The following is a 13837-nucleotide window of genomic DNA, read 5'->3' on the forward strand; positions in this document are numbered from 1 at the left end:
TTATTTTCCTCCTAAACTTTGAATCCAAACTAAAACGTCTTCAAAGACTGATAAGTTTAATTCATAGTAAATAAAATTTTTCTCTTTACGTTTCTCTATCAACTCTGCCTTCTGTAACAAAGACAAGTGATAAGAGACTGTGGCATTGGTTAAATCTATCTTATCCGCAATATCACCTGCTGACATTGCTCCTTTTTTTAACATTTCTAAAATTTGACGCCTAATTGGATCTGAAATAGCTTTTAATGTTTCTGACATCCCCATTTTACAATCTCCTATCTATTTAGATTTTTTTCTAATTAGAATTATATCTAAATAGATTGTATAGCGTAACCAAACAAAAAGCAACACCTATTTAGAAAAAAATCTAAATAGGTGTTGCTTTAACTTTTTAAAAACCAACTGCGCCATATTGCCTCATGATGCTTGATGATTGTTTCAGCCGATGCTAACTTATTACGTGAAGTTGTGTGCAAATTAGGTTTCATATAACAGTAATAGCCATTTCCATGGGCAAAACGAATAGCTGTATCCATACAATACTCTGTTTGTGCCCCGCAAAATTCAATCGATTTAACGTTGAGATGCCTTAATATATCCGGTAATATTGTATGATAAAAAGCATTAGCTGTCTTTTTACTAACATAATAGTCAACTGAATCGTTGTTCAAACCAGCTAACAATTCCCATAAAGAGGAACCATTTACTAAGCGTTCATCTTCATGTTGAATAAAAATAATAGGTCTCTTTACCGAACGGTATAAAGCGATTCGCTGATTTACTTCATATACAATGCGTTCTAGTTCATGTAAGGGGGCTTCTACTGTATCAAGACCTACTTGTAAATCAATGACTAACAAACAATCTGCTAACATAGTTACACCTCTCAAATTTACGACTTATATGTCACTGCTACTATATCTGATTTTTGAAAAAATGACCTACTGCTTAGATCAGATCTTCTTGAAAATCACTTAATATCTCAATATTTTGCGAAATACTTATAAAAGCTTCTAATTCACTCTTTTCTAAGATCCCCCTTAATGTATCCATTTCAAATTGTGTCATTACCATGATAATAATACCTCTTTCTTGTTTTGTATACGCTCCTTGCGCATGATAAATGATTGTAATTCCTCGAGTTAATTTTTCTTGAATTTTTTTAACAATTTCATCTGGATATGGTGTTATAATCATAACTTGAACTTTTTGATACTTTGTATAGATAATATCTGTTGTTTTAGAAGCAACTAAAATTGATAAAATACTATAAAACATATGTGGCCAGCCAAATATATAACCTGATATAATAACTATTGTGCCATTAATAATTAAAGAAATATTGCCAATACTTCTACCTGTTAATTGTCTAATACTTAATAATATAATATCTAAACCACCTGTTGATAACCCATGTTTTAAAGCTAACCCTAAGGAAAAGCCACTGATTGCCCCACCAAAAATAGCACATATGATAGGATCAGATATTAAAATAACTTTAGGTGTTAATTCAATTGCAATTGACACAAATGTCACACCTGTTATTGTATAAAATAAAAATTTTCTATTGATTAAAAACCATCCTAGTATAAGTAACGGAACATTTAAACTCCAATAAACCAATCCTAAGGAAACATGCCCTGTAGTATGTTGCGTAATTAATGTTGTGATGATTTGTGATATTCCTGTTATACCACCTGCATAAATATTACCGTTTTGTAAAAATATGTTTAAAGCCATTGAATACAAAAAAGCATAAAGTAATAAGATAAAAATATTCATCACAAATTTTTGTACTAGTTCTCTTTCTTTAGCTACTGTCCATTTCATTAAACCACTAACCCCTTCTGTTCCTATTGAAAAAATAATAGGCTACAAAGACCAATTTTTCAGAAATGGTTTTTGTAGCCTTATTTTTTAAATTATTAATGATACTTTCTTTTCAACTTCTCTTAACAACTCACCATTTTTCAATAAATCTGTCGCTTTTTCTAATTCATTGAACATTTGAATATCTTGATCATTTTCAATAAATTTAACAGAATGTCGAAATGTCTCATAAGCAGCCTTACTGCCTACTCCAAGTGTGCCTTTATCTAGTATAAAATCAATTGCCTGACACGCTGCCATAATTTCAGTAGCAACAATTCGTGTTGAGTTATCTAAAATGTCTCTCGCTTTTCTAGCTGCAATTGTCCCCATACTTACAAAATCTTCTTGATTTTCACAGGAAGGTATTGAGTCTACACTTGCTGGATGTGCTAAAATTTTATTTTCAGATACTAATGATGCAGCTGCATATTGCGTGATCATAAATCCAGAATTTAAACCAGGATGCTTAACTAAAAATGATGGTAGGCCACTTAAATTAGTATTAATTAAACGCTCAATTCGACGCTCTGAAACATTTCCAATTTCAGCCGAGCCTATCCCTAAAAAGTCAAAGGGTTGGGCTAATGGCTCTCCATGAAAATTACCTCCAGAAATAACTTTACCAGATCTCATAACCAGCGGATTATCTGTTACAGAATTCAATTCAATTTCAACTTTTTCTTTCACATAAGCCACGGTATCTTTACTAGCACCATGTATTTGTGGGATGCAACGTAAAGTATACGCATCTTGTACTCTTTCAGCTGTTGCAGCAGTAGTTAGGGTACTTTGTTGTAGCAACGACCGAATATTTTTAGCCGTATCTAATTGTCCTTTTTGTGGTCGGATTAGATGGATTTCTTCACTAAATGCATCTATTATTCCATTATGAACTTCTAAAGAAAGGGCACCTGCAATATCAGATAGTTTTAGTAAGACACCTGCATCATATGTAGCTAAAGCACCGATTGCAGTTAATACTGTCGTACCATTAATCAAAGCCAAACCTTCTTTTGCAGCTAAATTAATAATAGAAATATTGGCTTTATCCATAGCTTCTTCTCCGTCCATTAACTCGCCTTCATAATAAGCTTGACCTAAGCCTAACATTGGAAGAACCATGTGAGATAACGGTGCTAAATCACCAGATGCACCTAGGGACCCTTTTTCTGGAATATATGGTATAAGATTTTTATTCAACATTTCCACTAGTGTATTAATTGTAGTTAAACGAATGCCAGAATAGCCTTTGAGCAATGAATTAATTCTAATTAACATGATTGCTCTTACTTCGTCTTCTTTAAAGTTATTGCCAAAACCACAAGAGTGCGTTCTAATTAAATTTTCTTGTAATCTCTGTGCCTCATCTTCTGGAATACTAACTTTGACCAAAGAACCAAAACCTGTATTAACACCATATGTGATTTCTTTATTTTTAACAATAGTGTCAATTATTTTTCTAGAATCATGAACTGCTTGAATAGCTTCCTCAGAAATAGTCACTTCATCAAAATTTCTTGCTACACTGATAACATCACTCAAGGTCAAACTATTGCCATCTAATATCACTGTCTTAGTCATTTTTTTCCCTCCTAATTAGTTAATGTTTATTTAATATGAAATAAAAGATACTAGCCACAATAATACCAATAACACCTGCTAATAAACTTATTGTACTGGCACCAAATGCAAGCATCCAAATACTTACCAAAATAGCAATAATCGGGATAAGTGGCCCAAAAGGTAATTTAAAGGTCAAATTAGTATTCGGATTTTTCTTTCTTAAAAAGATCACTGCTAAAGCTGATGGAATATATTGAATAAATCTAAAAACAACACTTAATTCTGCCAATTGCTCAAAACTACCACTTAGTAATAATAAAGAAGTCAGTACACCAGAAACAGCTATCGCAATAATAGGTGCTCCCTTATTATTTTTTTTAGAAATAATGGTTGGTAACAACCCTTCATCTGAAATTGCAGCACCATATCTCGGAATCATCATAGAATCACCTACATTTAATCCTAATATCGAAATCAATGCCCCAATAGAAATGACCCATTTCCCAAATGGTCCAATCATCTCTGCAAAAGCATCTTGGACCGGCGCATCTGTCTCTAGAATACCAACGCCAAGCATCGCTATAGTTCCTGCTATAATCACAAAGTATAAGATTGAAACAATACTTATTGAACCTATAATAGCTTTAGGAACATTTTTTTTAGCGTTTCTCATCTCACCGGCAACAATTGGAAGGGCTTCAAATCCAATAAAGGCATAAAAAACTGTTAGAGATGTTCCAGCCATGGCTTTAGAAACAGTCATACCTGGGCTTAGTTGCAAGAATGGTGTAAAATTCCCTTTGGAAATGCCATGTTTAATAAAGAATAAACTACAACATGTAAAAGCTACAATGGGTATTAATTTTGCGATAGTGATACTAATTGTAAATATTTTAGATGTTTTTATACCCAAACTATTGATGATTGACAATGCTATCACTAAACAAATACTTATGATAGTGTTTTTACCTTCTAATGTCGGAAACGCGACAATTAACAATTTTGAAAAACCCGCTGCCATAGCCGACCATGATATTAAGGTCACGAACCAACCTAAGAGGCCTACATTAAATCCTACGAAATCGCCAAAGGCCGCTTTAGAATATTGAAATGCGCCGCCGTTCTTATTAAAATAACCGGATACCTCAGCAAAACAAACTGCTAATAATAAAATCAAAATTGCATCAAAAACCATCGCTAACAATGAGGCAGGTCCTAGATCTCTATAAATTGTTTGAGGTAATAAAAAAATACCAGAACCAATTACTGCATTTATTCCATAAAGGGTGGCACCATTTAAACTGAATTTTACGTCTTCATTTTGAATACTTGACTCTTCAATTTCAGCTTTTATACTCATAATTATCTCCTTATAATTTATTTATAGGCAATAAAACTATTACAATCTAAGATCTCTCCTTTCACTAACAAGGTTTTTGATTACATTCACTAATCATTGGTTTTTAGATAATTCAGATAAAATTAATAGGCTGTTAGCATGAATACTAAAATAGTTTATAGTCATTCCTATTTCTAAAACAACTGTATCTCCTGAATAAATCATTAAATCCTCTACCGATTTATTTTTATAGTTGATTGTAATCTTAGAGCTTTTGATTGCGTATATTAGATGTATACTATCCTTATCCGTAATTATCTTTACGTCACTATTTTTAATAACTACCATTTTGGCATTAATTTCTTTTTTATATATCAAATTAATATCCTGACACAAACCATAACTTCTAGTTTCAATATCGCCTGAAAAAAAGTAGGCTTCTAAAGGTTTCAAATGGATTTTTTTAGCTTTAGATGTCTCAGGATGATCTAAGACTAATGGCTTATCCAAACTCATAATAATCCGGTTATAGCCTGCTAATTTAGTAAAGTCACTATTTTTTTTTGAAATACTTGCTGTTGATAATCTGAAATCAAAGGATTGATTGTTAGAAGGATCATTTTCTACCGGTGAACGGTATAACTCTGTTGTTATACCGCCGGTCCATTCCGTTGACACATATTCTTCTTTAACAATGTATTTTTTTTCAACGTATCTGTTCATTTTAAAATAATCCTGTAATATCCCCATCTTCATTCACATCAATACCTTCTGATGCAGGATGCTTAGGTAAACCAGGCATTGTCATGACACTGCCTGTCAAAGCGACAATGAAGCCTGCTCCGGCTGATATTTTTAGACTGGCAATATTAATATCAAAATCTTTTGGAGCACCGATTAAACTTACTTGATCTGAGAATGAGAATTGTGTTTTTGCCATACAAATTGGATAGTTACTAAATCCTAGTCTATTTAGCTCATTTAATTCTTTATAAGCTTTCTTACTAAAGGTAACACCATTTCCACCATAAACCTTTTGAACAACTTTAGTTAGCTTATCTTCAATGCTATCTGTTAGGTCATAAACGTAGCTAAAATCATTCGTCTGATTAGCCAATCTGACCACGCTTTCTGCCAACGCTACACTACCATCCGCTCCTTTTTCCCAAGCTTCCGATAAAACCACTTCTGTTTGATTACTCAGACAGTATTCTTTGACTAACTCTAACTCTTCAGCAGTATCTGTTTCAAATTTGTTAAGAGCAACAACAACCGGTAACCCATAAACTTCTTTAATCGTTACTAAATGTTGTTTTAAATTAGGTAAGCCTTCAAGAATTGCGTCTTTATTAACTTTATTTAATTCCTTTTTAGATACGCCACCATGCATTTTTAAAGCACGGATTGTTGCAACAAGGACAACGGCATCTGGCTGGATATCCGCCATACGACACTTAATATCAATAAATTTTTCTGCACCTAAGTCAGAACCAAAACCAGCTTCGGTAATCGCAAAATCAGCATACTTCATTGCTAACTTCGTTGCTAGTATACTGTTACAACCATGTGCAATATTGGCAAATGGGCCACCATGAATAAGAGCTGGTGTATGATTTAATGTTTGAACTAAATTAGGATTAATCGCTTCTTTTAATAAAGCTGTCAAAGCACCTTCTGCCTTTAGATCACCAGCAGTAACCGGATCCCCTGAACTATTATAGCCAATAATTATCTGCCTTAACTTATCTTTTAATTCAACAATGTTATTAGACAAACACAGTATTGCCATTATTTCTGAAGCGACAGTTATATCGTATCCATCTTCTCTTGTTACACCATTTACTTTTCCTTGTAGACCACTGACAATATGACGTAATTGTCGATCGTTCATATCTACGACTCTTTTCCATGTGATTTTTTGACTATCAATGTTTAATATATTTCCATGATGAATATGATTGTCAATCAAGGCAGCAAGCAAGTTATTTGCAACACCTATGGCATGAAAATCACCTGTAAAATGTAAATTGATTTCTTCCATTGGGACAACTTGGGCATAACCACCACCGGTTGCGCCACCTTTCATGCCAAAGACAGGTCCTAAAGAGGGCTCTCTTAAAGCCAGCATTGCTCGCTTACCTATTTTAGCTAACCCATCAGCCAAGCCAACAGAAGTTGTTGTTTTTCCTTCACCAGCAGGTGTGGGGCTAATTGCAGTAACTAGTATTAACTTACCATTTTTTTTATTGGACATCTTTTTTAATTCATGACTGTTAATCTTAGCTTTGTATTTTCCATACAATTCGTAACTATCCTCTTGAAGTTCCATTTTTTCTGCTATATTTTTAATAGGTAGCATCGTTGTTTCAGTTGCTATCTCGATATCCGTCGGTATTTTCATTTTAATGCTCACTCCTTTTTATTTAATAATTGTCAAAACATCTTGATAAATACTATCTGCTAGAACTGTGCCTTTTTGGACTAAGCTAGCCCCTTGTTCCTCATGTTTTTTGATAAACTCTTCATCTTTAATACCTGATAAATTGATTAGCACATTTAACCAAGCTCCCTGTAAGCCTGATTTTAAATTCAAAGCAGCAACACCCAAATCGCTAATTGCATTACTGTTAGTTTTTCCAACCATTAATTGTATTAGTTCTAATCCTTTTAAGATTGACTCCATCATGATAAAAGGTGATAAAGCTGCCCCTTTTAAAGCTACTTGCATCGCTTCTTTACGTGCTTCTTTTTCCTCATTTGATTCTTTTGGCATTGAAAAAACTGAGGAAACAGCATTAAATGCTAGCGTATCTTCATCAATTGCCTTTAATAATTTATCTTGTATGTCAATTATTTGGGGTAAGATAGAATTTATTAAATCATGATGTTCAACATATTTTTTTTTACCAATAGTTAATTCCGCAACCATTCGTGATAAAGCAACACCCATATCTGCAGCTAAAGCAGAAGCGGAACCACCTCCAGGTGCAGGTTCACTTGATGATAAAACGCTTACAAAGTCGGTTAATGTCAAGTCGATTAATTTCATGTTAATATCACCTTTCTTAATTTAATAAATAATTTTCTAAAACTTGTTTATTATAATCGAAGTCTTCTATTTGTAAATAATATTCTGCAGTATCAATTAAAGCTTTTGCAGGTGCTAATCCAATCAATTCACTTCCAATAATATTGACACCATAACGTTGTGCCTCAAAACGAATCGTTTCAAAGGCCCGATATAACGGAGTACCCTCAAAATTAACCATGTTCATTGAAACTTGAGCAATGTTACGATCTTCTAACATGACCCCAATTCCTTTACAGTATTTAAATCCACCATTAGATCCTCTAACAATACGTGCAATTTTATTGGCAATAGTTATATCATCAGTATCTAAATTAACATTAAATGCAACTAAAGGCATCCTAGCACCTATTGCAGTGACACCAGCAGTTGGATGGATTTTTCTATCTCCAAAATCAGGCTGCCACTCATCTAAAAGTAATTTTTCTGGCATTTTTTCAATTTGGCCTTTTCTGATTTTAGCTAAATTTTTACGATTTGCTGCCGTCGCAGACTCTTCATATAAAAATATTGGAATGTTTAACTCCGTATTAACTCGTTTAGCTAATTCTTTAGAAATCAAGACACATTCTTCTGATGTAATACCTTTGATTGGTACAAAAGGAACCACGTCAGTTGCCCCCATTCTAGGGTGTTCACCAATTTGTTTGGTTACATCAATATGGTCAGTTGCATATTTCATCATTTGAAAAATTACTTCTGAAATAATTTCGCTATCCCCCACCAATGTGAAAACACTCCTATTGTGATTTGCATCGGAAGAATAATCTAATAATGTCACATTAGGCATACTTTTTGCGATTTCAACCAGATTATTGATAATTTCTAAATCTTGTCCTTCACTAAAATTAGGAATACATTCTACTAATTTAACCATTTTTATCATCCTTTTTTATTAACTTATTTTTTTAACTTTTCAAGTTTTTTCTTAAGCAATACACTTTTTTATTTTCAATCATTTTATAAATCGTTCATCAGCAACAACTATTCCTTTTTTTAAATAAAATGAATCAGTGTTGCATGTTACTTAAGGCACGTCTCTAATACTGTCAGAAACTTACACGTTCTATTCCTTTAATCTCAATATTAGTATTTCACAACTTAAATCCCCCCTTTTTTATTACTTATCTCACAATCAATCTATCACTCCTAAAATACAGTGTCAAACTCCCGAAAAGGCATTAAATAAACGTTTTAAAGCATTTTCAATCAAGATAAATTGTTATATTTTATAACATTTTTTAACTTATTTGACACTTATTCGACACGTATCCTTTCTTAAAATCATTAATTTCCAAAAATATTATGAGTAGTGTCCTCTCTAATTTTTAAGAGAAAATACCATAAAAAAATTAACAGGTTAATTCATAACTATAGTTGTTCTTTTATTCAAGTATTTTGACGATTTTTAGATGGTAATTGTCAAAAAAAATTCTTATCAAATTCTAATATTACATACTAAAAAAACAAACAGATTGACATCATGTTTGTCTTTTTAGTGGCTAAATTAACTTTTTTAATAAATCTATTTCTAATCTATTTCGATTATTATTCAAATTTTTTAATGCTTTCTCATAATAAAAACATTCATCTTTTTCCAAAGTGCCTCCCAATGTGAGATCTTTTTGGTTATCAACAATCAAATAATGTTTGATTATTGCCTTAGCAAAATTGAGAATCCCATTCTCTTCATAAAGAAATCGATCCGCATACTTTTGAGAACTTATTAAATAGACTTCTACAGCGTCATAATCTCTTTCATACACTTTAATCAGTGCCATATAAACATCTAGCTGAGTTCTTTTCCATATAGAAGAACATGTTTCATAGATATCATAGGCTTTATTAAAATAATTAGAGGCTTCTTCATAGTCTTCTTTAGCAAATAATATAATTCCCATATTAATATAAAATACAGAAATACTAGAATAGGCGACTTTGCCATCACATAAATCAATTGCTTTCTGCTGTAGTGTAATTGCTTGATCGTATTTTTTTTGAATATTTTTTATTTCAGCTAAGTAATCATAGGCTGCAGCAATATTTAACGTATACTTGCGGGTGATTGCTGTTGTCAATGTAAAAAGACTGATAGAATCGTTTAGACAATTTTCTGCTAAGACAAACTTACCCGTCATCAAATAATAAAGTCCCTTCAACCTCATCAAAATACCTATTAATTCATGGTTATTATTTGCTGTTGCTTCGGCTAAGGCTAATTCAATATATTTATACATCTCACTTACGTTATCAATCTGAATATTATAATAGATTAATTGTTTATAAGCTTCCAATAAAAATTCTTTTTTATTCCACTCATTTGATGTTTTAATAACATAAGTTAGACATTTTAAAGCTTCATCATACTTTCCATTCCTAATAAAAAATCGCCCTTCTAAAACAGCTAATCTAATCGTCAATAAATCGTATTCCCGTTCCTCCTCCTCAGATTTATAAGTCCCTTGTAACTCATTTAATTGTAATCTTATTTCAATAAATTCTTCTGCCGGAAGATCTTTATTAATGATAACATCTTGTTCATAAATTGGATTGGCAGGAAATAAATCAGTATAAAAATTAAAATAGCTCTGTAAATATTTTAATTTATAATCAATAGCTTTTAGGCCCATTTTCGCTTCTCTAAAATGAGAAGCAATCATTGAAAGAATAAAACAATCATTTTTATCGCTAATATTATTTTTTTCTAAACACTTTGCAATCAACCCGTGAGTTTTTATTCTTTTGCCATTTCGTTGCTTTTTATAAAAATACTCACTAAAACGATTATGCACAAAAGAAATTGAAACTTCACTAGCAATGACTTCCTCTACTAAAATACTTTGTTTAATTAAAGGATCAATTACTTGGACTAATTTATCTATGGGAATATCCATTAATTCGGATAACAACGAAATAGCTACGCTATTGTAAAAATATGATATTTTTTCACAAAGACTGTTTTCAATAGTTGTTAAATGAGTAAAACGATTTTCTAAAATATCTGTCATCTTAATGTTCATTACATCTAAATCAGCATCACTTCGGATAAGATTTAAATATTCTTTTAAAAATAAAAAATTACCCTCTGTTAAAAAAAATAATTGATCTATTTCTGATGGTTTTAATTGCCTATCATGATTCGTTTGAGTAATAAAAGCTGTCATTTCTATTTTACTCAATGTCTTTAAATTTAATTCCGTTACTAAATTATTTTGTCTTAACATCGATACCAGATTCGTATTACTGATAAATGTATCATTTCTTAAAGTTAAAATAAACATTACTTTTTTTTTCAAATGAAACATCACACTCATCAGTAGCTGACAACTTAAATGATCTAACCACTGAATATTTTGAAAAATAACTATTATTTTATTTGATTCAGCATATTTAGTAAGAGTGTCTACAATGATTTGAGATAATACATTAATATCAATATTATTTTCTGACCAAATCACTCGATTATCATTCTCTCCGAAGCTGGTCATATCTGGGAAAAATTGTCTCATAATCGTATTCCAATAGTCATGATCAAAAAAATTATATTGATTTATTAATTCACCTAATTCTAATAAAATTTTTTTCCATGCTCTTAAATTAAATTGTTGCTCTATTTCATAACATTGCGTTTCTAATATATAAAAACGCTGTTGATTATTATCAAGAACTCTATTTAATAAGCTTTTTTTCCCAACACCTTCCTCACCTACTATCAAAATAGAGTCATACCTTTTTTGATAATAAAATGAATTTAAATTACTTTCTAATTTTTTTATTTCATCTAATCTTCCAAAAAAAGTATCTTTAAATCTATTTTCTTTTTTCTTTAACTGATTGTTTATAATCATTAATGATGTCTCAAACAACTGACGGATATAACTACTTGGTTTTGTTCCAAGTTCATTATTCAAGATGTCCGCTAAAGTATAATAAACCTTTAGGACTTTTTCATGTCGATGGATTTTTTGATAATATACCATTAACAGTTCATAATGACGTTCATCATAATTATCAATATCAATCAGTCGTTCTACATTTTTTTCTATATTTAGATAATTTCCTTGATTAATATCTATTTTTATTTTTTTATAACACCCATTAACAAACTCTTTTTCAAAAAATTGACGCATTTTAACTACCCATAATTCAAACTCCTCTGAACCTTTTAAAAAAAATCCTTTTAAAAAATAATCTTTATACACTGTTACATATTTTAATGAGTCCTCTTTAAACAACTCAACATCGCTTATAATTGTTAACTCATCATTTAAAACCAAAATTAGTTTGTTGGGGGATTGAATATACTCATTTCCTAATAATTTATTAGCTTGGTAAATAGTGTTTCTAAGATTTTTTTTTGCATTTTTCTCAGACATATTAGGCCATAAAAGATTAGCTATTTCATCTCGACTGACTGTTTTATTGACAAATAAATAATAAAGTAAACCATTTATTTTAGAAAATGCAAAAAAAATTGGTTTACCATTTAAATATATTTGTGGATTTCCAAAAAGTTGACCATAAACTGTATTTTTCAATATAATTCCAACTTCCTGTTAGTTATTTTAATAAAATACTGTCAATAAACTCTTGTTTTTTATTAGCTCGACTGAACAGTGTTATTGACATTGCTTCAAACTACTCTCACTCCGTTATGTACTACCCTCTTTCCTTCTTTAAAAACATCTGACACTAAATTAGTTGCAAAAAAATACATAGCATAGTCAATGTTAGGTGCATCAAAAATAACAATATCGGCTGGAGAACCTACTTCAAAATCACCTAAGGTACCACCTCTATTAATTGAATAAGCCGCATTAATTGTTACGGCATTAAAAACTTCGATCGGTGTCAACTTCATATTAAAACAACCTAGTTGCATAATAAACTGCAAATTTGCTGTTGGGCAACTTCCAGGATTGCTATCAGTCGATAAGGTGATCGCCATACCCTCGCGTAACATTTCTCTAGCTGGTGCATAGTTTTTTTCCATCAAACTAAACGTTGTTCCAGGTAATAAATTTCCTATAATTTCTTTTTCACTTAATTGTTTAATCCCCAATTCGGTTATTTTCATTAAATGTTCAGCGCTTGTTACATGTAATGCCGATGCGACATCAACACCACCAATGGTTTTTATTTCATCTGTATGGATTTTTAATTTAAAATTTAATTTTTTAGCCGCTTCTAATAAACGATAGGATTGTTCTGCAGAAAACACCCCATATTCACAAAAAATATCGCAAAATTCTGCTAAATTTTTTGATTTTACTTTAGGTAACATTTCTAAAATAATAAAATCAATAAAGTCATCTGAACGATCTTTAAATTCTGGTGGAACAGCGTGAGCTGCCATAAATGTTGACACAATATTAATAGGATGATTTTCATTTAAAGCCTTTACAACTTCTAATTGACGCGATTCTGTTTCCCAATTTAAACCATAACCACTTTTGGCTTCAATTGATGTAACACCGTGTAATAACATTTTATCTAATAGTTGTTTTGATTTTTGATATAACTCTTCAAAACTAGCTTTTCTAGTTGCTTTAACCGTACTCAATATTCCTCCACCAGATTTTAAAATATCCAAATAATCAACATTATTTAACTTCTTGGAAAATTCATTTTCTCGACTACCGCCATAAACTAAATGAGTATGACAATCTATCAAACCAGGTGTCGCAAGTTTATTGTCACCTTCAATAACTTGTGTCAATTCGTTTATTAAAGAATCATTAGGTTTTCCACTAGCTATTTTCAAAATTTTTCCATCTTTTATGGCAATGTAACCATTTGTAATTAAATTTACTTGAGACATCTCACTGCCTCGTAAAGGTCTCTCAATAGCATTGGGAACAAAAATTTGACTCAAATTTTGAATAACTGTATCTGCAAACATTCCAATCTCCTCTTTTCCATATTAGTTTTCTAATTATAGCTAATTTTGTATCTAAGTTTCGTCTAAAAAATTC

At 31.2% G+C, this 13837-nt stretch carries 11 protein-coding genes; all 11 read right to left on the reverse strand.

Annotated elements, in window-relative coordinates:
* The 11 genes from OL234_RS06055 to hutI all read right to left on the reverse strand — a co-directional run bounded on the left by OL234_RS06055 (position 1) and on the right by hutI (position 13764).
* Positions 1–264: an autorepressor SdpR family transcription factor gene (locus OL234_RS06055; protein WP_275468351.1), complete on the reverse strand. Its 264-nt coding sequence runs from the start codon at positions 262–264 to the stop codon at positions 1–3.
* Between the two features lie 119 nt (positions 265–383).
* Complete coding sequence (locus OL234_RS06060) at positions 384–875, reverse strand: isochorismatase family protein (protein ID WP_275468352.1); 492 nt, start codon at positions 873–875, stop codon at positions 384–386.
* Between the two features lie 73 nt (positions 876–948).
* Entirely contained in the window at positions 949–1830 is an 882-nt protein-coding gene (locus tag OL234_RS06065) for a YitT family protein (RefSeq protein ID WP_275468353.1), read from the reverse strand.
* An 87-nt stretch (positions 1831–1917) separates the two neighbouring features.
* The gene (gene hutH / locus OL234_RS06070) at positions 1918–3453 is read right to left on the reverse strand and encodes a histidine ammonia-lyase (RefSeq protein ID WP_275468354.1); all 1536 of its coding nucleotides are present in this window, start codon (positions 3451–3453) and stop codon (positions 1918–1920) included.
* A 19-nt stretch (positions 3454–3472) separates the two neighbouring features.
* Entirely contained in the window at positions 3473–4795 is a 1323-nt protein-coding gene (locus OL234_RS06075) for an APC family permease (RefSeq protein ID WP_275468355.1), read from the reverse strand.
* A gap of 93 nt (positions 4796–4888) precedes the next feature.
* On the reverse strand, positions 4889–5530 hold the full coding sequence (locus tag OL234_RS06080) for a HutD family protein (protein WP_275468356.1): 642 nt from the start codon (positions 5528–5530) through the stop codon (positions 4889–4891).
* A complete protein-coding gene (locus OL234_RS06085; protein ID WP_275468357.1) occupies positions 5499–7175 on the reverse strand; it encodes a formate--tetrahydrofolate ligase in 1677 nt (558 codons plus the stop codon). Before OL234_RS06085 ends, OL234_RS06080 begins: the two co-directional genes overlap by 32 nt.
* A gap of 18 nt (positions 7176–7193) precedes the next feature.
* Complete coding sequence (locus tag OL234_RS06090) at positions 7194–7823, reverse strand: cyclodeaminase/cyclohydrolase family protein (RefSeq protein WP_275468358.1); 630 nt, start codon at positions 7821–7823, stop codon at positions 7194–7196.
* 16 nt (positions 7824–7839) lie between these two features.
* The gene (gene ftcD, locus OL234_RS06095) at positions 7840–8739 is read right to left on the reverse strand and encodes a glutamate formimidoyltransferase (protein ID WP_275468359.1); all 900 of its coding nucleotides are present in this window, start codon (positions 8737–8739) and stop codon (positions 7840–7842) included.
* A 625-nt stretch (positions 8740–9364) separates the two neighbouring features.
* A complete protein-coding gene (locus tag OL234_RS06100) occupies positions 9365–12400 on the reverse strand; it encodes a tetratricopeptide repeat protein (protein WP_275468360.1) in 3036 nt (1011 codons plus the stop codon).
* Between the two features lie 95 nt (positions 12401–12495).
* A complete protein-coding gene (hutI, locus tag OL234_RS06105) occupies positions 12496–13764 on the reverse strand; it encodes an imidazolonepropionase (RefSeq protein WP_275468361.1) in 1269 nt (422 codons plus the stop codon).
* Positions 13765–13837: the final 73 nt, after the last annotated feature.

The organism is Vagococcus intermedius, from assembly GCF_029144185.1.
Taxonomy (GTDB): domain Bacteria; phylum Bacillota; class Bacilli; order Lactobacillales; family Vagococcaceae; genus Vagococcus_D; species Vagococcus_D intermedius.